The 20,023-nt window shown below is 71.1% G+C and carries 23 protein-coding genes and 1 riboswitch; of the genes, 16 read left to right on the top strand and 7 right to left on the bottom strand.

What is annotated here, in order from left to right:
• Positions 1–453 precede the first annotated feature (453 nt).
• Together V6S66_RS08255 and V6S66_RS08250 are read left to right on the top strand one after the other, a co-directional pair.
• The gene (locus tag V6S66_RS08255; RefSeq protein WP_334206266.1) at positions 454–1,005 is read left to right on the top strand and encodes a copper resistance CopC family protein; all 552 of its coding nucleotides are present in this window, start codon (positions 454–456) and stop codon (positions 1,003–1,005) included.
• Positions 998–3,028 (top strand): cytochrome c oxidase assembly protein, encoded by a 2,031-nt coding sequence (locus tag V6S66_RS08250; protein WP_334206265.1) that lies wholly within the window; start codon positions 998–1,000, stop codon positions 3,026–3,028. The genes V6S66_RS08255 and V6S66_RS08250 overlap by 8 nt, the downstream gene beginning before the upstream one ends.
• A gap of 72 nt (positions 3,029–3,100) precedes the next feature.
• Here V6S66_RS08250 and V6S66_RS08245 read toward each other — a convergent pair whose 3' ends face one another.
• Positions 3,101–3,718, bottom strand: a complete 618-nt coding sequence (locus tag V6S66_RS08245) for a superoxide dismutase (protein WP_334206264.1) — start codon at positions 3,716–3,718, stop codon at positions 3,101–3,103.
• Positions 3,719–3,904: 186 nt separating this feature from the next.
• Here V6S66_RS08245 and V6S66_RS08240 point away from each other — a divergent pair, with 186 nt between their 5' ends.
• From V6S66_RS08240 to gcvP, 11 genes are all read left to right on the top strand, one after another.
• Positions 3,905–4,519 carry a CDP-alcohol phosphatidyltransferase family protein gene (locus V6S66_RS08240; RefSeq protein ID WP_334206263.1) on the top strand — a complete coding sequence of 205 codons (615 nt, stop codon included), beginning with the start codon at positions 3,905–3,907 and terminating at the stop codon, positions 4,517–4,519.
• 4 nt (positions 4,520–4,523) lie between these two features.
• Positions 4,524–5,360: a DUF881 domain-containing protein gene (locus V6S66_RS08235; protein WP_334206262.1), complete on the top strand. Its 837-nt coding sequence runs from the start codon at positions 4,524–4,526 to the stop codon at positions 5,358–5,360.
• Complete coding sequence (locus V6S66_RS08230; RefSeq protein WP_334206261.1) at positions 5,357–5,689, top strand: small basic family protein; 333 nt, start codon at positions 5,357–5,359, stop codon at positions 5,687–5,689. The genes V6S66_RS08235 and V6S66_RS08230 overlap by 4 nt, the downstream gene beginning before the upstream one ends.
• Entirely contained in the window at positions 5,682–6,461 is a 780-nt protein-coding gene (locus V6S66_RS08225) for a DUF881 domain-containing protein (protein ID WP_334206260.1), read from the top strand. The genes V6S66_RS08230 and V6S66_RS08225 overlap by 8 nt, the downstream gene beginning before the upstream one ends.
• Positions 6,462–6,509: 48 nt before the next feature.
• Positions 6,510–6,884: a glycine cleavage system protein GcvH gene (gcvH, locus tag V6S66_RS08220; protein ID WP_334206259.1), complete on the top strand. Its 375-nt coding sequence runs from the start codon at positions 6,510–6,512 to the stop codon at positions 6,882–6,884.
• A 75-nt stretch (positions 6,885–6,959) separates the two neighbouring features.
• The gene (locus V6S66_RS08215; RefSeq protein ID WP_334206258.1) at positions 6,960–7,406 is read left to right on the top strand and encodes an FHA domain-containing protein; all 447 of its coding nucleotides are present in this window, start codon (positions 6,960–6,962) and stop codon (positions 7,404–7,406) included.
• A gap of 39 nt (positions 7,407–7,445) precedes the next feature.
• The gene (gene ftsR, locus V6S66_RS08210) at positions 7,446–8,138 is read left to right on the top strand and encodes a transcriptional regulator FtsR (protein WP_334206257.1); all 693 of its coding nucleotides are present in this window, start codon (positions 7,446–7,448) and stop codon (positions 8,136–8,138) included.
• A gap of 5 nt (positions 8,139–8,143) precedes the next feature.
• The gene (locus tag V6S66_RS08205) at positions 8,144–8,605 is read left to right on the top strand and encodes a bifunctional nuclease family protein (RefSeq protein WP_334206256.1); all 462 of its coding nucleotides are present in this window, start codon (positions 8,144–8,146) and stop codon (positions 8,603–8,605) included.
• Positions 8,606–8,772: 167 nt separating this feature from the next.
• Positions 8,773–9,366 carry a MerR family transcriptional regulator gene (locus V6S66_RS08200; protein ID WP_334206255.1) on the top strand — a complete coding sequence of 198 codons (594 nt, stop codon included), beginning with the start codon at positions 8,773–8,775 and terminating at the stop codon, positions 9,364–9,366.
• An 8-nt stretch (positions 9,367–9,374) separates the two neighbouring features.
• A complete protein-coding gene (locus tag V6S66_RS08195) occupies positions 9,375–9,929 on the top strand; it encodes a maleylpyruvate isomerase family mycothiol-dependent enzyme (RefSeq protein ID WP_334206254.1) in 555 nt (184 codons plus the stop codon).
• Positions 9,930–10,013: 84 nt separating this feature from the next.
• Positions 10,014–10,108: riboswitch (glycine riboswitch) on the top strand.
• 78 nt (positions 10,109–10,186) lie between these two features.
• A complete protein-coding gene (gene gcvP, locus V6S66_RS08190) occupies positions 10,187–13,012 on the top strand; it encodes an aminomethyl-transferring glycine dehydrogenase (RefSeq protein ID WP_334206253.1) in 2,826 nt (941 codons plus the stop codon).
• On the opposite strand, the gene V6S66_RS08185 is transcribed toward gcvP, so the two are convergent.
• The 3 genes from V6S66_RS08185 to sigK are packed head-to-tail and all read right to left on the bottom strand — an operon-like array spanning position 12,952 to position 15,081.
• Entirely contained in the window at positions 12,952–13,758 is an 807-nt protein-coding gene (locus V6S66_RS08185; RefSeq protein ID WP_334206252.1) for an alpha/beta fold hydrolase, read from the bottom strand. The two genes, gcvP and V6S66_RS08185, sit on opposite strands and share 61 nt — an antisense overlap.
• Before the next feature lie 28 nt (positions 13,759–13,786).
• Positions 13,787–14,479, bottom strand: coding sequence for an anti-sigma factor (locus tag V6S66_RS08180; RefSeq protein WP_334206251.1), 693 nt, complete (start codon positions 14,477–14,479; stop codon positions 13,787–13,789).
• Positions 14,476–15,081, bottom strand: coding sequence for an ECF RNA polymerase sigma factor SigK (gene sigK, locus V6S66_RS08175; protein ID WP_334206250.1), 606 nt, complete (start codon positions 15,079–15,081; stop codon positions 14,476–14,478). The genes V6S66_RS08180 and sigK overlap by 4 nt, the downstream gene beginning before the upstream one ends.
• A gap of 121 nt (positions 15,082–15,202) precedes the next feature.
• On the opposite strand from sigK, the gene V6S66_RS08170 reads away from it, so the two are divergent.
• The 3 genes from V6S66_RS08170 to V6S66_RS08160 are packed head-to-tail and all read left to right on the top strand — an operon-like array spanning position 15,203 to position 16,585.
• The gene (locus V6S66_RS08170; protein WP_334206249.1) at positions 15,203–15,835 is read left to right on the top strand and encodes an alpha/beta fold hydrolase; all 633 of its coding nucleotides are present in this window, start codon (positions 15,203–15,205) and stop codon (positions 15,833–15,835) included.
• Positions 15,832–16,197, top strand: a complete 366-nt coding sequence (locus V6S66_RS08165) for a hypothetical protein (protein ID WP_334206248.1) — start codon at positions 15,832–15,834, stop codon at positions 16,195–16,197. The genes V6S66_RS08170 and V6S66_RS08165 overlap by 4 nt, the downstream gene beginning before the upstream one ends.
• On the top strand, positions 16,190–16,585 hold the full coding sequence (locus V6S66_RS08160) for a hypothetical protein (protein ID WP_334206247.1): 396 nt from the start codon (positions 16,190–16,192) through the stop codon (positions 16,583–16,585). The genes V6S66_RS08165 and V6S66_RS08160 overlap by 8 nt, the downstream gene beginning before the upstream one ends.
• 16 nt (positions 16,586–16,601) lie before the next feature.
• On the opposite strand, the gene cobA is transcribed toward V6S66_RS08160, so the two are convergent.
• From cobA to cysD, 3 genes are read right to left on the bottom strand one after another with little or no spacing between them, the layout of a single operon-like run.
• Positions 16,602–17,804 carry a uroporphyrinogen-III C-methyltransferase gene (cobA, locus tag V6S66_RS08155; protein ID WP_334206246.1) on the bottom strand — a complete coding sequence of 401 codons (1,203 nt, stop codon included), beginning with the start codon at positions 17,802–17,804 and terminating at the stop codon, positions 16,602–16,604.
• 7 nt (positions 17,805–17,811) lie between these two features.
• Positions 17,812–19,089, bottom strand: a complete 1,278-nt coding sequence (locus tag V6S66_RS08150) for a sulfate adenylyltransferase subunit 1 (protein ID WP_334206245.1) — start codon at positions 19,087–19,089, stop codon at positions 17,812–17,814.
• On the bottom strand, positions 19,089–20,000 hold the full coding sequence (cysD, locus tag V6S66_RS08145) for a sulfate adenylyltransferase subunit CysD (protein ID WP_334206244.1): 912 nt from the start codon (positions 19,998–20,000) through the stop codon (positions 19,089–19,091). The genes V6S66_RS08150 and cysD overlap by 1 nt, the downstream gene beginning before the upstream one ends.
• Between the last annotated feature and the right edge of the window lie 23 nt (positions 20,001–20,023).

Raw genomic sequence — 20,023 nt, 5'->3', positions numbered from 1 at the left:
CCGCCCACGAGCGAGGGTCGCAGCCAGGCATGCAGCCGCCACAGCAGGGCCTCGCCCCGGGCGAGGGCCACGGCGCTGACGACGACGCCGGCCAGGTGGGCCAGGAGCATCGTGGGGTCGTGCCACGGCGAGAGGCCGTGGAGGTACCCGGTGAGCGCGTGGACGCCGGCCTGCGCGACCACGAGGAGAAGCAGGAGCGCCATCGTGCTGATGCGGCGCCCGCCGATCGCCGCGGCGACGGCGGTGACCGCCAGGCACGCCAGGACGACCGCGAGCCACGACGTGTGGGCTCCGCCGCCGGCGACGTGGGAGGCCGACGCGACGCCGGCCACGACCAGGCCGACGGCCCCGGCGCGCACGAGACGCAGCCGCCCCCGGCCCGGATCCCACATGCGCCGGACCCTAGCACTGGGATCGGGTGCCTCGGTCCCGGCAGGTACGCTCGGCAGCGCCATGACCGACCTCCTCCCACGCCCGTCGGCCCAGTCCACAGGACTCGTGGTCTCGGCCCTCCTGGCGACTCCGCTCCTGGTCGGCGCGACACTCCTGGGAGCCGCGTCGCCGGCCGCCGCGCACGCCGGCCTCCTGTCGTCGAACCCTGCCTCACGGGCCGAGCTCGAGACGATGCCCCCCGAGGTCCGACTGACGTTCAACGAGGAGATGAACCGGCCCTCGTACGTCACCGTGACCTCGCCCGACGGCACGGTGGTCGCCGAAGGAGAGGGCGCCGTCGACGGAGCCGACGTCGTACAGCAGGTCGACGACCCCGGTCAGGCCGGTACCTACCGCGTCGACTACCGCGTCATCTCGGCCGACGGCCACCCCGTCGAGGGGGCGTTGGAGTTCGACGTCACCACGGGCGACGCCGTGGAGTCGGGCCCGGTCGAGCAGGTCACGTCGTCCACCTGGTGGTGGGTCGGTCTCGTGACCCTCCCGTGGCTCGCCCTCGCGGCGCTGCTGCTCCAGCGCCAACGAACCAGACCGACCAGGCAGACCCATGACTGACCAGGCCACGACCGAGCCCGAGGCCGAGCAGGGCGGGGGCGCCGGACCCGCCGCCGAGACGGACCGGCGGCCCGCGACCGGACCCGGCCTCGCGGTGGCGGTCGGCGCCACCGTCGCCTTCACGGCTCTCGTCCTGACCCTCGTGGTGGGGGGCTCGGCCCCGAAACCGGCGGCCGTGGGCCTGCCCGACCCGGGTCCCTGGGTGGGTTGGCTGCTGCCAGCCGTGACGCTCCTGGCCGATCTCATGGCGATCGCCGTCATCGGGTTCCTGGTGCTGGCCGCGCTGCTCCTGCCGTCGCCCAGTGGTGACGCCCGGGGCATGGCGGTCGACGGGATCCGCATCGCGCGCCGTGCCGCCTGGACGTGGTTCTGGGCCTCGGTGCTGCTGTACGTCGTGACGGCCGCCGACCTCTTCGCCGTGCCGATCTCTCAGCTCGACCGCAACGTCCTGACGGCGGTGACCCGCGACAGCGACATCGGCCGCAGCATCGTCCTGCAGGCGGTGGGTGCGCTCGTCCTGGCCGTCGTGCTCCGCTGGACCATCGGGGTGCGCGCGCTGGCCGGCTGGAGCGCGTTCGCCCTCGCGGTCCTGCTTCCGGCCGCGCTCACGGGGCACGCGGCCTCCGGGGGCTCGCACTCCCTCGCCTCGGTCAGCCTCTACCTCCACGTCGCCGGCGTCGCGGTCTGGGTCGGTGGGCTCGTGGCCCTGGGCTGGGTGGCCCGGCGCGGGAGTCGACGCCTCGAGGCGGCCGTCGCCCGCTACTCGACCCTCGCGCTGTGGTGCTTCGTCGTGGTCGGGGTGTCCGGTGTGCTCAACGCCTCCGTGCGGGCCACCTCCCTCGGCGAGCTGTTCGACTCCGCGTACGGCCGCATGGTCCTGCTCAAGGCCGCGGCGTTCGTCGTCCTGGGGGTCCTCGGCTGGTACCAGCGTCGTCGCATCCTGGCGTCCGGCGGCGGGTTCCTGCGACTCGCGGCCACCGAGATCCTGATCATGGTCGGCACGGTCGGCGTCGCGGTCGCGCTCTCGCGCACCGCGCCCCCCGCTGGCGACGTCCTGCTGACCCCGGCCGAGGACCTGATCGGTGGCCCCATGCCCCCGGCCCCCACCCTGGAGCGGTTCCTGACCGGGTTCTACCCGAGCGGCATCGGGATCGCGGTCGTCGGCCTCGGGACGGCCCTGTACGTCGCCGGGGTCCTCGTGCTGCGTCGTCGTGGCGACCGCTGGCCGGTCGGACGCTCCGTCGCGTGGGGCCTCGGCATGCTCGTCGTCGCCTGGGCCACGATGGGCGGTCTCGGCACCTACTCGCACGTGCTCTTCAGCGCGCACATGGTCAGCCACATGCTGCTCTCGATGGTCGCGCCGATCTTCCTCGTCCTGGGCGCCCCGGTCACGCTGGCACTGCGGGCCTTGCCCGGGCCGCGGCAGTCCGGCGAGGTCTCGCCGCGCGGGATGCTGACGGCCGTCCTCCACTCCCGCGTCGCGACCTTCCTGACGCACCCGGTCGTGGGGCCGATGCTCTTCATCGGCAGCCTCTACGGCCTGTACTTCACGCCGCTGTTCGACACCTTGATGCGCAGCATCCTGGGCCACGTCGGCATGGAGCTGCACTTCCTCGCCGTGGGGACGCTCTTCTACTACGTCATCATCGGCGTCGACCCGTCGCCGAGGCGCCTGGTTCCGCTGGCGCGGTTCGGCGTCATGCTCGTGACGCTGCCGTTCCACGCGTTCTTCTCGATCGCCGTGATGTCCGCCACGGTCGCGACGGGAGAGTCGTACTACCGCGACCTCGACCGTCCGTACCTGACCGACCTCGTGCAGGACCAGTACCTCGGCGGCTCGATCGCCTGGGCGCTGGGCGAAGTGCCGCTCCTGATCGTCATGGTCGCTCTGCTGGTGCAGTGGTTCCGCACCGACCTGCGCGAGCAGCGCCGCATCGACCGTGCCGCCGACCGTGACGACGACGCTGAGCTCAAGGCGTACAACGAGCGCCTGCAGCGCATCGCCGCGAACGACGGACGTTGACCGGTGCCCGGCGGCTGGGGCACGACGAAGGCCCGCACCACCAGGTGCGGGCCTTCGTCGTACCAGGGGTGGTCAGAAGATGATCTGGCCGCCGGTGGTGGCTGCGGTGAAGCGTTCCTGGGCGTCGGCCCAGTTGACGATGTTCCAGAACGCCTTGACGTAGTCGCCCTTGACGTTGAGGTAGTCGAGGTAGAACGCGTGCTCCCACATGTCGAGCTGGGTGATGGGGATCAGCGTGGCCGGGATGTTGGCCTGCTGGTCGTAGAGCTGCACGACGAGCAGCTTCTGGCCGAGGGAGTCCCACGCGAGGATGGCCCAGCCGGACCCCTGGATCGTGAGCGCGGTCTGCTCGAAGTGCGCGCGGAACTTGTCGAAGGAACCGAAGTTCTCGTCGAGCGCGGCCGCGAGGTCGCCGGTGGGCTTGTCGCCGCCCTCGGGGGACAGGTTCTTCCAGAAGATCGAGTGGTTGATGTGACCACCCAGGTTGAACGCCAGGTTCTTCTCGATGCCGGCGATCGCTCCGAAGTTGTCGGAGTCGCGCGCCTCCTCGAGCTTCTCGAGGGCCGTGTTCAGGCCCTTCACGTAGGTGGCGTGGTGCTTGGAGTGGTGCAGCTCCATGATCTTGCCGGAGATGTGCGGATCCAGGGCACCGTAGTCGTACGACAGATCGGGCAAGCTGTAGTCAGCCACGCGTCCTCCTCGGGTCGGGGCCGTCAGGCCCCGCCTAGTTCGATGGGGTGGAGATGTTCTTCCTCTTCCATCTTGGCACTCACCGCGAACCGTGCAGCACGAGCCCTGCGGTGTCTCTCGATGTGGAACGGCGACGCGACGCGCAGGGCGCCGGGTTCGCGGGTCGATGGCCTAGTCTTGCCGGTGATGAACACCGAGGATCGCGTGCTGACGGTGCCCAATGCCCTCAGCTTCGTCCGGCTGCTGCTGGTTCCCGTGTTCCTGTGGCTCGTCCTGGGACCGGAGTGGGACGAGCTCGCCCTGCTCGTGCTCATCGTCTCCGGGATCACCGACTACCTCGACGGAAAGCTGGCCCGCAGCCTCGGTCAGACCTCGAAGATCGGGGCGATCCTCGATCCCGTGGCCGACCGGTTGTACATCCTGGCCGTCGTCGTCGGGCTCGGTCTGCGGGAGATCATCCCGTGGTGGCTCGTGGTCGCCATCCCGCTGCGCGACGTGTTCCTGTTCAGCCTCGTGCCGTTCCTGCGCACCCGCGGGTTCAGCTCGCTGCCGGTGCACTTCCTGGGCAAGGCGGCCACCGCCGGGCTGCTGTACGCCTTCCCGCTCCTGCTGCTCGGTGACGGTGCGGGCACGGTCGCCGACCTCGCCAACGTGTTCGGCTGGGGCTTCGCCATCTGGGGCGTCGGCCTGTACTGGTGGGGCGGTGTCCTCTACGCGTTCCAGGTCCGCCGCCTGCTGACGACCTCGGCAAGGCTGGCCCCGGACGACCGTCCGGCGCGCGGCGAGCGCCACCCGGGCTGACCCGATGCGCCCCGACCGGTCGGGTGCCCCCGGCACCCGCACCCCCAGGCCCGAGCGCACCCCGTACAGCCGCGAGGCCACGGGCCTGCTCGACCAGATCGCCGAGCGCGCCCTCGACGACGACTACTACGTCGTGCGGCCGGGCCGCTACTCGCGATCGCGCGGACTCAACACGGCGGCGACGGCCCTCGTGCTCACGCTCTTCACCTTGATGGTGACCATCACCGCGGTGCAGTACTACCAGGACCGTCCGTCGCGCAGCGAGACCCGCGAGGCCCTGCTGGCCGACATCCAGCAGGGCCAGGCCCAGCAGAGCGACCTGCAGCTCCAGGTCGCGGCGCTGGAGGCCGAGGTCGCGTCGCTGCGCGGAGACCTGCAGAGGACGCCCGCCGAGGTCGCCGACGACGTCGCCGTGGGTGCGTCGGAGGTCCGCGGCGACGGTCTGCGCATCACGATCGACCCCGCGGACGGGGTCGCCCTGGGCGACGGAGAGCTGCGGGCCCTGGTCAACGAGCTCTGGATCGGCGGGGCCGAGGCGATCGCGATCAACGGGCAGCGCTGGGGGGCCCTCACGTCGCTGCGGGCAGCCGGCGGTGCGATCACGATCAACTTCACCTCGATCGGTGGACCGTACGTGTTCTCGGTCATCGGCGACCGCGACGCGATCCGCGAACGCCTCGAGACGAGCGGCGAGGACGGATACTGGGAGCGGCGCGAGAACCAGGACGAGTTGACGTACGACGTGCTCGATGCCGACGATCAGGTGCTGCCCGCAGCCCCTGGACATCGCACGACCATCACCCGCGCCACCCCGGCGCCGGCCGAGGAAGGAACCTCATGATCCCGATCCTCGGCCTCGCCGTGGGCGTCGCGGTCGGTCTGGTGCTCCAGCCCGAGGTGCCCGTGGCCCTGCAGCCCTACCTGCCGATCGCGATCGTCGCGGCCCTCGACGCCGTGGTGGGCGCCCTGCGCGCGCTCGGCGAGCGGCGTTTCGACGACCGGGTCTTCGTCGTGTCCTTCGTCTCGAACGTGCTGATCGCCGCCTTCATCGTGTTCCTCGGCGACCAGCTGGGCGTGGGCTCCCAGCTGTCGACGGGCGTCCTCGTGGTGCTCGGCATCAGGATCTTCGCGAACGCGGCGGCCATCCGTCGCCGGGTGTTCCATGCGTGACCCCGACGAGCAGCCCGAGGGCGAGCCGGAGGTCGACCGGGCGGACGACGTCGCGGAGGGCGAGGTGCGCGAGGAACGTCCTCCGGTCGTGCGCCAGCGTTCGCGCCAGCTGCTCACGGCGGCACTGCTGGCCCTGCTGGCCTTCACGGTCACGGTCCAGCTGGGTCAGGACGAGGCCGACGGCTACCAGAACCTGCGCAGCGTCGAGCTCGTCGAGCTGCTGAAGACCCTCGATGCGACGAACGGGCGCCTCTCGGACCAGATCGAGGACCTGACCGCCACGCGCAACGACCTGAGGACCTCCACCGACGCGTCCCAGACCGCCCAGCGGGAGGCGCAGCGTCGACTCGACGACCTCTCGATCCTGGCCGGGACGGTCGGGGCCACCGGCCCGGGCGTGCGGCTGACGTTGTCCGACCCCGACGGCACGATCGGCGCCTCGCTCCTGCTCGACACGGTGCAGGAGCTCCGCGACGCGGGCGCCGAGGCGATCGTGATCAACGGCTTCGCCCGGGTCGTCGCCCGGACCTGGTTCGCCGACGACGACGAGTCCGGGGGAGTCCTGGTCTCGGGCAGGGCGGTCGAGGGGCCCTACGTCATCGAGGCGATCGGCGATCCGGCCACGATGGCACCGGCGATCGACTTCCGTGGCGGGATCGCCGACCGAGTCGAGTCCCGAGGTGGCACACTCTCGGTCGAGCGTGTGGACAGCATCACGATCACCGCCCTGGCTGACGTCGTGACCCCCGAGTACGCTCGGGGCGATTCCTGACCTCCGCACGACCCACCGACCCTGTTCGGACTGCTTGAAGGAGCGCCCGTGATCCCCGAGGACCTGCACTACAGCGAAGAGCACGAATGGGTGCGCGTCGACGGCGACGTCGTCACGATCGGCATCACCGACTTCGCCCAGGACCAGCTCGGCGACATCGTCTACGTCGAGCTGCCGCAGGTCGGCGACGCGGTCGAGTCCGGGTCCACGGTCGGTGAGCTGGAGTCGACCAAGTCGGTCAGTGACATTTTCAGCCCCGTGTCCGGCGAGGTCGTGTCCCGCAACGAGGCGCTCGACGGCAGCGAGGAGGTCATCAACTCCGATCCGTACGGCGAGGGATGGCTCTTCAAAGTGCGAGTCGACGAGGACGCCACCGACGGCCTGCTGACGCCTGAGGCCTACGCCGCGCTCACCTCAGGGTGACGCCTGCGGATGTTAGGTTGACCATCGAACCGCACGCGCCCCGCGCGAGCGCTGCGCAGCACGAAGGGAGTGCACATGACGATGCCACGTGACGGCGGGCCTGACCCGCGTGACTCGGTCGAGCACACGACCCACATCCCCTACGTCGACCACGACACCGAGGAGATGTCGGCCGACGACCTCGCCACGGTCGAGAAGCTCCCCAGTGGCTCGTCGATGCTGCTCGTGCAGCGCGGCCCCGAGGCGGGTTCCCGCTTCCTCCTCGACGCCGACGAGGTCACGGTGGGTCGCCACCCGGGCAGCGACATCTTCCTCGACGACATCAGCGTCTCGCGTCGTCACGCCACCTTCCGTCGCGACGGCGACACCTTCGTCGTGTCCGACAAGGGCAGCCTGAACGGCACCTACGTCAACCGCGACCGCATCGAGCGCGACATCGCCCTCGCCGGTGGCGACGAGGTGCAGTTCGGCAAGTTCCGCCTCCTGTACTTCGACAGCAGCGCCGCGCGCGGCCGTGGCTGATCCAGGGCTCGGCATGAGCGAGCTTGAGGCGGCCTCGGCATGACGGGTGGCGCTGCCTCCTTCGAGCGCCTCGGCATCGGCAAGGTCCTGGACGAGCTCCTGACGGAGTTCCCCGACCTCACGATCACCAAGATCCGCTACCTCGAGTCCGAGGGCCTGCTCGAGCCCGAGCGCACGCCGTCGGGCTACCGCAAGTTCAGCTTCGACGACGTCGAGCGGCTGCGGTTCATCCTGCGGCAGCAGCGCGATGCGTTCTGGCCGCTGAGCCACATCCGCCAGGTGCTCGACGACGTGGACAACGGACGGGTCCCGACCGACCAGACGGGCCGGCACCTGTCGCTGGCCGAGGACGGCCTGCCCACGGCCGAGACCTTCAGCGAGCGCCCCAGCCGCGAGCGGCTCACCCGTGACGACCTGCTCGAGCAGGCCGCCATCGACGAAGAGCTGCTCGACGAGATGGAGGCGCACGGGCTCATCGTGCGTCGCGCCCGGCAGAAGTACTACGACGGCGACGACCTCGCGATCGCGAGTGCGGTCGCCGAGCTCGCGCGCCTGGGTGTCGAGCCGAGGCACCTGCGCCAGGTCCGGTCGGCCGCCCAGCGTGAGGCCGACCTCGTCGACCAGGTCGTCGGGCCGCGATCCGGCGACGACGCCGAGGCCACGGCGGCCGCCCTGGCGGCGGGGTCCATCCGCCTGCACACGCTGGTGCTCCGGTCCCTCCTGCAGAGGTGACGACGGTGCGTGAGGTCGAGATCGTCGGGGTCCGGGTCGACATGCCCGCCAACCAGCCGCTCGTGCTGCTGCGCGAGGTCGGTGGTGCCCGCGTCGTGCCGATCTGGATCGGTGCGGTCGAGGCGTCGGCCATCGCGTTCGCCCTCCAGGGAACGCCCACCGCCCGGCCCCTCACCCACGAGCTGATGGCGACCGTGGTCGAGGCACTGGGCGACGACCTCCAACGGGTCGAGATCGTCGACGTCCGCGACGGGATCTTCTACGCCGAGCTGCACTTCGAGTCCGGTGCCGTCGTGGAGGCGCGTCCGTCGGACGGCATCGCCCTCGCCCTCCGGGCGGGGGCCACGGTGCTCGTGGCCGAGGACGTCCTGGACGCGGCGGGGCTCGTGCCGGAGTCCGACGAGGAGGCGGAGGTCGAGCGCTTCCGGGAGTTCCTCGACGACGTCGAGCCGGAGGACTTCGGGTAGCCCACGGTGCGATCCGGGCTTCGGCGCGTGGTTCGGTCGCCGACACGCCGCAGCGGTGCTTGACCACCCTAACCCTCACCTTTAACTTGAGGGTGCTGTCGAAATGACCCCGGTGCAATTCGTCCGGGGTAGTCTTCGTCGTACCGACGCCATTGAAGGGCCGTGCCATGATCGAACCCCGCGACGCTGCACCTGACACCTCGGGGCGCGACGACGCTGCTGCTGCCGCAGCCGGCGACCAAGGTCTGCTGTTCGACGACGACCTGGCGCCCGTCCCCGGCGGCACCGGCTACCGGGGCCCCACCGCCTGCTCGGCCGCCGGCATCACGTACCGCCAGCTCGACTACTGGGCGCGCACCAAGCTCGTGGAGCCCTCCGTGCGGTCGGCCACCGGGTCGGGCACCCAGCGCCTGTACTCCTTCCGCGACATCCTGCTGCTCAAGATCATCAAGCGGCTGCTCGACGCCGGGGTCTCGCTCCAGCAGATCCGGACCGCGATCGACCACCTGCGTCAGCGGGGCACCGACGACCTGACCCAGGTCACGTTGATGAGCGACGGCGCCAGCGTGTACGAGTGCCGTTCCGCCGACGAGGTCATCGACCTCCTGCGCGGTGGCCAGGGCGTCTTCGGCATCGCCATCGGTGGTGTCTGGAAGGAGATCGAGGGCTCCCTCCACGAGCTGCCCAGCGAGCAGACCGTCGACGAGACGGTCCTGACCGACGAGCTCTCCGCCCGTCGCCGCGCGCGCGGCGCCAGCTGACTCTCTCGATGGACGGCGCGGCCGACCGGCACCGCCGTTTCGCCGGCGCCATGACGCACCGGATCGAGGGCGTGACCGACTGGAGCGTCCCGACCCCGGTGTCGGACTGGACGGCCGTCGACGTCGTCGACCACCTGATCACCTGGTCCGGTGCCTTCCTCGCCGCGGGTGGCGTCGACCTGGCTGCGGGTCCGCCCGTTGCCGATGAGCCGTTGGCGGCCTGGAGCCATCACGTCGGACAGGTCCAGGAGCTGCTCGATGCTCCCGACGCCGACCGGGTCTTCGTGCATCCGTACGCGGGCGAGCACCCGCTCGCCACCGCGATCGACCGGTTCTACACCGCCGACGTCTTCATGCACACGTGGGACCTCGCCCGTGCCACCGGGCAGGACGACTCCCTCGACGCCGACTTCTGCGCCGACCTGCTCGCAGGCCTGCGCCCCATCGACGACGTGCTGCGCACCTCCGGCCAGTACGGCCCCGCGGTGCCCGTGCCCGCCGACGCCACGGTCCAGGAGCAGCTCCTGGGATTCATCGGCCGCGACCCCGCCTGGCAGCCCTGAACCGCTCCCACCCCCGTCGCGTGAGGCACGCCGCGCGCGTTCCGTGCCGTGGGTCGGTGCCGCTTGCTAGGCTGACCGGGCTGTAGACGCCGTGTGGGAGAGACTGGCCCACCCAGGGCAGCGCCGAAGGGGCAATTCCTCCCCGGAACCTCTCAGGCACCCAGGACCACGCGGACGAAGCGATTCTGGAGGTCCGCCGACAGAAGGGGAGGGGAGCACCCCTCGACCCCTCTGTACTGACCCCTCTGGAGCGTCACGTGACCTCGTTCGTCGATCGCCACATCGGCCCCCGCCCCTCCGACATCGCCGCGATGGTGGAACGGGTCGGCTTCGACTCGCTCGACGCCCTGATGGCGGCGGCCGTGCCGGCGGGCATCCGCACCCAGCAGGCCACCGAGGTCTCCGCGGTGGGCCAGAGCGAGCACGAGGTGCTCGACCGCCTGCGGGCGCTATCAGAGCGCAACAACCCGGGTGTGGCAATGATCGGCGTCGGCTACCACCCGACCCTCACGCCGCCGGTCATCCGCCGCAACGTGCTCGAGGACCCCTCCTGGTACACGGCCTACACGCCGTACCAGCCGGAGATCTCCCAGGGCCGGCTGGAGGCCCTGCTGAACTACCAGACGCTCGTCGGTGACCTCACGGGCCTGCCGACCGCCAACTCCTCCCTGCTCGACGAGGGCACCGCGGCGGCTGAGGCCATGACGCTCGTGCGTCGCGCGGTCCGCGGACGCGACACCGCACCCGTCGTGGTGGACTCGGGTCTGCACCCCCAGACGATCGCGGTCATCGCGACCCGGGCCGAGGCGATGGGCATCGAGCTCGTGCACGCCGACCTCGCCCAGGGCCTGCCGGTCGACGACTGCGCGGGCGCCATCATCGCGTACCCCCGCAGCGACGGAGCCATCGTCGATCCCCGGGCCGTGATCGAGGCGACCCACGCCGCGAACGGTCTCGCGGTCGTCGTGACCGACCCGCTCGCCCTGGTGCTCCTCGCCTCGCCCGGCTCGATGGGCGCCGACGTCGCGGTCGGCTCGGCCCAGCGCTTCGGCGTCCCGATGTTCTACGGCGGCCCGCACGCCGGTTTCATGGCCGTCCGAGCCGGTCTCGAGCGGCACCTGCCCGGCCGCCTCGTCGGCGTGTCGATCGATGCCGCCGGTCGTCCTGCCTACCGCCTGGCGCTGCAGACGCGCGAGCAGCACATCCGTCGCGAGAAGGCGACCTCGAACATCTGCACGGCTCAGGTGCTGCTCGCGGTCACGGCGTCGATGTACGCGGTGTACCACGGGGCCGAGGGCCTGCGGGAGATCGCGGCCCGGACCCACGCCCACGCCGCCACGATCGCCGGGGGCCTTCGTGAGGGCGGGCTCACCCTCACGTCGGACGCCTTCTTCGACACGCTCACGGTCGAGGTGCCGGGTCGCGCGGCCGAGGTGGTGGCCGCGGCCCGCGCCGCCGGGGTGCACCTGCGCCAGCTGGACCCCGACCTGGTCGGCGTCAGCGCGTCGGAGGCCACGACCTCCGAGCACGTCATCGCCGTGCTCCAGGCGTTCGGCGTCGATCCGCAGGCCGGAACTCCCGGGTCGGCGCTTCCGACCGGACTCCTGCGCACCGACCAGATCCTCACGCACCCGGTCTTCTCCGAGCACCGCAGCGAGACGCAGATGCTGCGCTACCTCAAGAAGCTCAGCGACCGTGACTACGCGCTCGATCGCGGCATGATCCCGCTCGGCTCCTGCACCATGAAGCTCAACGCCACGGCCGAGATGGAGCCCATCAGCTACCCGGGCTTCGCCGAGCTGCACCCGTTCGTGCCGGCCGAGGACGCCGTGGGCTTCATCGAGCTCATCGACCTGCTCGAGGGCTGGCTCGCCGATCTCACGGGCTACGCCCGGGTCTCCATCCAGCCGAACGCTGGTTCCCAGGGCGAGCTCGCCGGGTTGCTGGCGATCCGCGCCTACCACCGCAGCCGGGGCGACGAGGCGCGCACGGTCTGCCTGATCCCCAGCTCGGCACACGGCACGAACGCGGCCTCCGCCGTGATGGCCGGCATGAAGGTCGTCGTGGTGTCCTCGACCGACGAGGGGGAGGTCGACCTGGTCGACCTGCGGGCCAAGTGCGAGGCCCACGCCTCCGATCTCGCCGCGATCATGGTCACCTACCCGTCGACGCACGGGGTGTACGAGCACGGCATCACCGAGCTGTGCGACATCGTCCACCAGCACGGTGGTCAGGTGTACGTCGACGGCGCCAACCTCAACGCGCTGGTCGGGCACGCCCGCCCGGGCGAGTTCGGCGGCGACGTGTCGCACCTGAACCTGCACAAGACGTTCTGCATCCCGCACGGTGGCGGCGGACCGGGCGTGGGCCCCGTCGCGGTGGGGGAGCACCTCGCACCGTTCCTGCCGACGCATCCCCTGCACCCCGATGTCTCCCGCCGTGAGGGTCTCGGCCCGATCAGCGCGGCGCCGTACGGCTCCGCGGGCATCCTGCCGATCCCGTTCGCGTACATCGCCCTGATGGGCGCCGACGGCCTCACCCAGGCCACCTCGGTGGCGGTCCTGGCAGCCAACTACGTCGCCAAGCGCCTCGGCGAGGCGTACCCGGTGCTGTACTCCGGTGACCACGAGCTCGTGGCCCACGAGTGCATCCTCGACCTGCGCCAGATCACGAAGCAGGCCGGTCTCACGATCGACGACGTCGCCAAGCGGCTCATCGACTACGGATTCCACGCCCCGACCATGAGCTTCCCCGTCGCGGGAACGCTCATGATCGAGCCGACCGAGTCCGAGGACCTCGCCGAGCTGGACCGCTTCTGCGACGCGATGCTCGCGATCCGGGCCGAGATCGACCAGGTGGCCAGCGGCGAGGTGGATGCCGACGACAACCCGCTGGTCAACGCTCCGCACACGGCGCGCCAGCTGCTCGAGTGGTCACACGCCTACCCGGTGGCCTCGGGCGTGTTCCCCTCGGGCTCCACCGACGACAAGTACTGGCCGCCGGTGGGCCGGATCGACCAGGCCTACGGCGACCGGAACCTGACCTGCTCGTGCCCGCCACTGGAAGCCTTCGCGGAGGCCTGATCCCAGAAGTCGACGACACGGTCGACCACGGCGGCGGGGCTGCGGACCCAGCGCACGTGGTCGGTCGTGCCGTCGGGGCCGGCGGCCTCACGTGTCAGGGTCCAGCGCGTCGTGAGGGCGGGGTCGCAGAACCGCTCGACGTAGTCGTCCGTGGCCGCGGAGACCGCGTAGGGGTCGGCCTGGAGCTTGACGACGAGCGTGGGCACGTCGATCCGGCGGTGGACGGGGAAGGGGGGTCGTCCCGTCACGGCCCAGGCGCCCCACTCGCGCATCAGGGTCCGCGCCCCCGGTGCGCCGAACGCCGGCTTCGGGAGGTAGCCGAACGCGAGGGTCAGCGGCCACGCCATGGCACCGGCCGCGAGGACCGGCAGGCCGGCGCGCGGGTATCGGCGGAACCACGGGGTGGAGGCGCCGATGCCCACGATGGCATCGGGACCCTGGCCCTCGACGTCGGCGCCGATGCACTGCCCGGCAGCGATCTGGCCACCGAGGCTGTGGCCCAGGACGATGACGGGGCGATCGGGAGCCCCGGCGCGTGCCGCGGCGATCGCGTCGTCCAGGTCGGCGATCTCGTCGGCGTACGACCAGTCGGTGCGGCGAGATGCCGTGGGCAGGTCGTCCTCGAAGCCGCGACGTCGCAGGGCCAGGGCCTCCCACCCGCGCGCCTCGAAGGACCTGACCAGCGGCTCGTAGTAGCGCGAGCCGACGGCCATGGCGGGGTTGATCAGGACGATCGGATTCTGCATCCGACCATCATGACGGGTCCCGATCCGGTCAGAGCTGCATGGTCGCCAACGGCAGCGACGTCGGTCGCTCCGAGCCGCCGGCCGGTTCGACCGTCAGCGCGAGCTGCTCGACCCCGTCGACCTGGCCGACGTACACCAGGTCGCTGCTGTCGATCAGGCCTGCCGAGCTCGTGACGCCATCGCGGACGGTCCAGAGCTGGTAGGTCTGGTCGTTGAGGGCCGGGAGCTTCTTGACCGCGAGCACCAGCGCGTCCTCGGAGGGCGAGTGGGTGAGCGTCATCGAGGCCGAGCCCAGCTGGCTCTCGCTCGTGACCGCGTCTCCCGCGGTCATGACCCGCTCGACGTTGGACTGCTCGGCGCGGACGTCCTGCACCTGCTGGTGCTCGCTGACGTAGGCCGTCACTCCTGCGGCGGCCACGACGACAGCAGCCGCCGCGATGAGCCCGGGAATGCGCTTGCGCAGGGACCGGGGTCGCAGGGCCACGACCGTGGGCCGCTCCTGCGAAGTCTTGCTGGCTGCGGCCAGGATGTGGGCGCGCAACTCAGCCGGCGGCTCGGCCGCCACGGCCTCGCCCAGGCGGATGCTCGTGGCGATGAATCCGTCGAGCTCCTCCGCGCAGGTGGGGCAGCTGTCGAGGTGGGACTCGAAGTCGTCCCGTTCGTCCTCGTCCAGCGCTCCGAGCGCGTACGGGCCAATGAGTGAGTGTAGTTCGACGGTCATGCTGCGACTCCCATGCAGTCGCGCAGGCGGATGAGTCCGTCGCGCATTCGGGTCTTGACGGTGGCGAGGTTCGCATCGAGCATCTCGGCGACCTCGGGATAGGTGTAACCCCCGTAGTACGCGAGGTTGACGGCCTCGCGCTGCAGCTCGGTCAGGCCGTCCATGCAGCGACGCACCTGCTGGTGCTCGATGTTGACGATGACCTCCTCGGAGACCACGTCATGGTCGGAACCGACCCACTCGTAGGCGTCCTCACGGTCGGAGGCCGCCTGGTCGTGCCGGATGGCGTCGACGGCCCGGCGGTGCGCCAGGACCAGGACCCACGTCTTCGCCCGACCTCGGTCGGGGTCGAAGCGGGTCGCGGTACGCCACACCTGGAGGAAGACCTCCTGCGTGACTTCCTCGGCGCGGGCCGGGTTGCGGACGAGGCGCCGGGCCAGTCCGAGCACGGAGGCACCGAGCGCGTCGTACAGAGCGGCGAAGGCTTGGTCGTCACCGCGGGCGGTGCGCACCAACAGGTCGTCGAGGTCCGGAGCCGAGTCGGAGCCGACCGCGCTCAGCGGTCGGCTGTCGCCCGGTCGCGACGCTGGTGATGTGGCCATGAGGTGCCTCTCTGGGGGTTTCATAGTAAATTCGCTGCCGCTCACGCCTTGGATGGGTGGCATTTCGCGGTGTCACCAATCACGCCCTGACGGCCTGCAGCGGCTGCTGGCGCATGTGACGATGACGCTCGTGACCTATGTCCTTGAGCGAGTCCACGATACGCCTGATGCGGGATGCGTCGTTCTGTTTCTGCACGGCGGGCAGCAGGACAACCTCGAGCCGGTCGAGAAGAAGCACGCCAGCTGGTGGCGGGTCAACGCCATGGCGAAGCGCGTCGGCGCGTTCGACGACACGGCGCTCTCCTACGTGATCCGCTTCGGCGCCCGAGGGTGGAACGACCCGGCCGCGCCGTCGCCCGTCGGCGACGCCCGCGCGGCCCTGGCCGAGCTGCGGGACGCCCACCCGGGTCTCCCGATCGTGCTGGTCGGGCACTCGATGGGCGGACGCACCGCTTGCCGCGTCGCGGACGAGAAGGGAGTCATCGGTGTGGTGGCGCTGGCGCCGTGGCTCCCGGAGGGCGAGCCGATCGCGGGGGTGGCCGGCCGGGACGTCCGGATCCTGCACGGCACCCGTGACCGCTGGACCTCCGCACCGCTGAGCAAGGTCTGGGCCGAGCAGGCGCGATCGATCGCCGCGAGCATCGAGTGGACCTCGCTGCCGGGGGCAGGGCACTTCATGTTCCGTCGCGTGTCGACCTGGAATGGCTTTGTGACAGACTCCGTGGCGGAGATTCGCCGGAGAGGAACCATGTGAACGATCCCGTCGCGTACGCGGTGGCCGGCCTCGCGCTGGTCGCAGCGGTGTACGCCGGGTGGCTGATGTGGCGCGACGCGGCCTTCTCGAACGGTCTGTTCTACGTCGTGATCGTGCTGGAGCTGGTCCTGCTGGCGCTCCTGGTCGGGGGCTCCGTGGCGCTGTCGCGCACCGATCGTGACGTCGACGGCGTATTGTTCATCTCCTACCTCGTGACGGTGCTCGTGATCCCGCCGGCGGCCGTCCTGTGGGGGGTCGCCGAGAAGTCCCGATGGGGCACCGGTGTCGTGCTCGTGGCGATGCTGACCGTCGCCGTCCTCGTCGTGCGGATCCTGGGGATCTGGCAGGGCGCGTATGTCTGAGGCCCGCCCCTCCCGATCCACCTCGACCGGCTTCGGCCGCGCCTTGGTGGCCGTCTACGCCGTGTTCGCCCTGGCCGCGACGGCACGATCGGTCTACCAGCTCAGCTCGAAGGCCTCGGAGGCTCCCGTCGCGTACGCGCTGTCGGCCCTGGCCGGTGTCGTGTACCTCGTGGCCACCTACGCGCTCGCGACCGACCGTCGGACGCTGGCGGTCGCGACGATCGGCTTCGAGCTGGCCGGTGTGCTCGGGGTCGGGCTCCTGACGCTGGTCGACGCCGAGCTCTTCCCGGACGCCACGGTGTGGAGCGACTTCGGCGCCGGCTACGGCTTCATCCCGCTCGTCCTGCCGTTCGTCGGACTCTGGTGGGTCCGCCGGGTCAGGGCCTGAACCGCGGCCGGGTGGGTCAGTCGGTCCAGGCGGGGCAGAGGCGAACGACGTCTCCGATGACGGTCACGGCCGGGGCTCGCGCCCCGACTGCAGCGGCACGATCGGCGATCGAGGCCAGCGTGCCGACCGTGACCCGCTGGTCGGGGAGGGACCCGCGCTCGACCACCGCGACGGGGGTCGCCGGGTCGTGACCGGCGGCCACGAGCTCGGCCGCCGTCGTGGCGAGCCGTCGCACCCCCATCAGCATCACGATCGTGTGGTGGCCGCCGAGGGGCAGGTGGCCCAGCTCCTCGTGCCCGGTCAGGACCGTGAAGCCCGTCGCGACACCGCGGTGGGTCACCGGGATGCCCGCGGCCGCCGGGACCGAGATCGCGCTGGTGACCCCGGGCACGACCTCGACCGGGATGCCCGCCGCCTCGCACGCGAGCCGCTCCTCGCCGCCGCGGCCGAGGACGTAGGGGTCGCCGCCCTTGAGGCGCACGACGACCTTGCCGGCGCGAGCCTGGTCGACCAGGATCTGGTTGATCTCGTCCTGGGGCACCGGATGGTGGTCGGGACGCTTGCCGACGTCGATGACCTTGACGTCGGGGGAGAGCTCGTCGAGCAGCTGCACGGGGCCGAGACGGTCGACCACGACCACGTCGGCCTCGGCCAGGAGGCGTCGCCCGCGCGAGGTCAGCAGACCCGGGTCGCCCGGGCCCCCGCCGACGAGGGCCACCGACCCGCCTGGGTGGTGCGTGCGGTGACGCAGGGGGAGCTCACCGCCCTGGAGCGCAGCGGCGACGGCGTCGCGCAGCTGGGACGCGCGCCGGGCGTCGCCACCTCCGCTGACCGCGATCGTGATGTCGTCGATCTCCGCGACGGCCGGGACCCAGGCCGTGGCGGCGTCGGGATCACCGCCCTTGAGGCACCAGATGCGCCGCTCCTCGGCGTCCGCGGCGACGGTGTGGTCGACGGGGGAGTCGGTCGCGGTCTGCACGAGCCAGGCCCCGTCGAGGTCGGCGGACTCGTAGCCGCGCCGATGCCAGGTCACGACCCCGAGGTCGGCGAGCTCGCCGATGCGGGCGCTGACCGCGGGCGAGACCACGACAACCTCGGCGCCGGCGTCGACCAGCGCGTGAGTGCGCCGCGTCGCGACGTGTCCGCCGCCGACCACGAGCACCCGGCGGCCAGCCAGGCGCAGGGTCAGTGGAAGACTGCCGGAGGGACCAGGTGCCATGCCCGGGTCAGACCGCGGCCGTCGCCAGCAGGGCGTCGCCCACCATGCCCGCGGCGAGCGTCGCGCCGTCGTGCGCGTCGATCAGCAGGAAGGCTCCAGCGGCGCGTGAGTGCAGGTACTCCTCGGCCGCGATGGGGGAGGCGAGGCGCAGCGTCACGTGGCCGATGTCGTTGAGTCCGAGCGTGTCGGCCGGCTGGAGCCGCGCTGCATCGAGGTCGAGGCGACCGCCGACCTGCTTGACGATGGCCTGGACGGTGCGGGTGCCGTGCTTCAGCAGCACCTTGGCGCCGGCGCGCAGCTCGCGGTCCGACAGCCAGGCCACGGTGCCGTCGACGTCCTGCGTGGGCGTCGGGACGCTGCGCGAGGTGACGATGAGGTCGCCCCGGGCGATGTCGACGTCGTCGTCGAGGCGGAGCGTGACCGACTGGGGCGCGTACGCCTCGAGCAGCTCGCCATCGGCGGTGTCGATGCCGGCGACGGTGCTCGTGCGACCGCTCGGCAGCACAGTGACGGCGTCACCGACCCGGACGAGCCCCGAGGCGATCTGGCCCGCGTAGCCGCGGTAGTCGCGGAAGCGTTCGCCGGCCGCCTGCTGCGGTCGGATCACGAGCTGCACCGGGAAGCGCAGCGGCTCGGACTGCGGCTCGCCCGCGGGGGAGAGCTGTTCGAGGACCTCGAGGAGGCTCGGGCCGTCGTACCACGGCGTCCGCTCGGAGCGCGTGACGACGTTGTCGCCGGCCAGCGCGGAGACCGGAACCGTGATGACGTCGCTGAGTCCCAGAGCGGTGGCGGAGGCGTTGACCTCGGCCGAGACCGCGTCGAACGTGGCCTGGTCGTAGTCGACGAGATCGATCTTGTTGACGACCACCACGACGTGCGGGACCCGCAGCAGCGACGAGACGGCGAGGTGACGACGGGTCTGCTCCTGGATGCCCTTGCGAGCATCGACCAGCAGCACGACCACGTCGGCCGTGCTGGCGCCCGTGACGGTGTTGCGCGTGTACTGCACGTGACCGGGGCAGTCGGCCAGGATGAACGACCGTTCGGCCGTGGCGAAGTAGCGGTAGGCGACGTCGATCGTGATGCCCTGCTCGCGCTCCGAGCGCAGGCCGTCCGTCAGCAGGGCGAGGTCGGCCTGCTCGAGGCCGCGGTCACGGCTGACGCGCTCGACGGCATCGAACTGGTCGGCCAGGACCGACTTGGAGTCGTAGAGCAGCCGGCCCACCAGGGTGGACTTGCCATCGTCGACGGAGCCTGCAGTGGCAAGACGAAGAAGCGTGCCCATCAGAAGTACCCCTCCTTCTTGCGGTCTTCCATGGCGGCTTCCGACATGCGGTCGTCGGCGCGCGTGGCGCCACGCTCGGTGACGCGGGTCGCGGCGACCTCGGCGATGACGTCCTCCACGGTGAGGGCGGGGCTGTCGACGGCACCGGTGCACGACATGTCGCCGACCGTGCGGTAGCGGACGGTGCGCGTCTGCACGGTCTCGCCGTCCTTGGGCTGGGCGAACTCGCCGACCGACAGCAGCATGCCGTCGCGCTCGAACACCTCGCGCTCGTGCGCGTAGTACAGCGGAGGAAGCTCGATCTTCTCGTGACCGATGTACTGCCAGACGTCGAGCTCGGTCCAGTTGCTGAGCGGGAAGACCCGCACGTGCTGACCCGGGGTGTGGCGACCGTTGTAGAGGTTCCACAGCTCCGGCCGCTGGTTGCGCGGGTCCCACTGGCCGAACTCGTCGCGGAGGCTGAAGATGCGCTCCTTGGCCCGGGCCTTCTCCTCGTCGCGACGTCCGCCGCCGAACACCGCGTCGAATTTGTGCCCCTCGATGGCGTCGAGCAGGGGTTGCGTCTGCAGGGGGTTGCGGGTGCCGTCGGCGCGCTCGCGGAGGCGACCGTCGTCGATGTAGTCCTGCACGCTGGCGACCTCGAGACGCAGGCCGAGACGCTCGACCGTGGCGTCGCGGTAGGCCAGCACCTCGGGGAAGTTGTGGCCGGTGTCGACGTGGAGCACGGGGAACGGCACGGGAGTAGGCCAGAAGGCCTTGACGGCCAGGTGCAGCATCACGACCGAGTCCTTGCCGCCGGAGAACAGCAGCACGGGCCGCTCGAACTCGGCGACCACCTCGCGGATGATGTGGATCGACTCGGACTCCAGCCACTCGAGGTGGCTGAGTCGTCGGGGTTCGACGGTCGTCATGGTTCCTTGCGGTGTCGAAGGGT

The organism is Aeromicrobium sp. Sec7.5 (assembly GCF_036867135.1).
Taxonomy (GTDB): domain Bacteria; phylum Actinomycetota; class Actinomycetes; order Propionibacteriales; family Nocardioidaceae; genus Aeromicrobium.
This window is presented reverse-complemented; position numbering and strand designations above follow the sequence as displayed.

Bases quoted from the DNA above. Each gene is read 5' to 3' on its own strand.
- V6S66_RS08195 (WP_334206254.1), top strand. From the start codon at position 9,375: ATGGACGGCGCGGCCGACCGGCACCGCCGTTTCGCCGGCGCCATGACG.
- V6S66_RS08185 (WP_334206252.1), bottom strand. From the start codon at position 13,758: ATGCAGAATCCGATCGTCCTGATCAACCCCGCCATGGCCGTCGGCTCG.
- V6S66_RS08180 (WP_334206251.1), bottom strand. From the start codon at position 14,479: ATGACCGTCGAACTACACTCACTCATTGGCCCGTACGCGCTCGGAGCG.
- V6S66_RS08235 (WP_334206262.1), top strand. From the start codon at position 4,524: ATGCGCCCCGACCGGTCGGGTGCCCCCGGCACCCGCACCCCCAGGCCC.
- V6S66_RS08250 (WP_334206265.1), top strand. From the start codon at position 998: ATGACTGACCAGGCCACGACCGAGCCCGAGGCCGAGCAGGGCGGGGGC.
- V6S66_RS08240 (WP_334206263.1), top strand. From the start codon at position 3,905: ATGAACACCGAGGATCGCGTGCTGACGGTGCCCAATGCCCTCAGCTTC.
- V6S66_RS08160 (WP_334206247.1), top strand. From the start codon at position 16,190: ATGTCTGAGGCCCGCCCCTCCCGATCCACCTCGACCGGCTTCGGCCGC.
- cysD (WP_334206244.1), bottom strand. From the start codon at position 20,000: ATGACGACCGTCGAACCCCGACGACTCAGCCACCTCGAGTGGCTGGAG.
- V6S66_RS08150 (WP_334206245.1), bottom strand. From the start codon at position 19,089: ATGGGCACGCTTCTTCGTCTTGCCACTGCAGGCTCCGTCGACGATGGC.
- V6S66_RS08230 (WP_334206261.1), top strand. From the start codon at position 5,357: ATGATCCCGATCCTCGGCCTCGCCGTGGGCGTCGCGGTCGGTCTGGTG.
- V6S66_RS08200 (WP_334206255.1), top strand. From the start codon at position 8,773: ATGATCGAACCCCGCGACGCTGCACCTGACACCTCGGGGCGCGACGAC.
- V6S66_RS08255 (WP_334206266.1), top strand. From the start codon at position 454: ATGACCGACCTCCTCCCACGCCCGTCGGCCCAGTCCACAGGACTCGTG.
- cobA (WP_334206246.1), bottom strand. From the start codon at position 17,804: ATGGCACCTGGTCCCTCCGGCAGTCTTCCACTGACCCTGCGCCTGGCT.
- sigK (WP_334206250.1), bottom strand. From the start codon at position 15,081: ATGGCCACATCACCAGCGTCGCGACCGGGCGACAGCCGACCGCTGAGC.
- V6S66_RS08225 (WP_334206260.1), top strand. From the start codon at position 5,682: ATGCGTGACCCCGACGAGCAGCCCGAGGGCGAGCCGGAGGTCGACCGG.
- V6S66_RS08170 (WP_334206249.1), top strand. From the start codon at position 15,203: ATGACGCTCGTGACCTATGTCCTTGAGCGAGTCCACGATACGCCTGAT.
- ftsR (WP_334206257.1), top strand. From the start codon at position 7,446: ATGACGGGTGGCGCTGCCTCCTTCGAGCGCCTCGGCATCGGCAAGGTC.
- V6S66_RS08215 (WP_334206258.1), top strand. From the start codon at position 6,960: ATGACGATGCCACGTGACGGCGGGCCTGACCCGCGTGACTCGGTCGAG.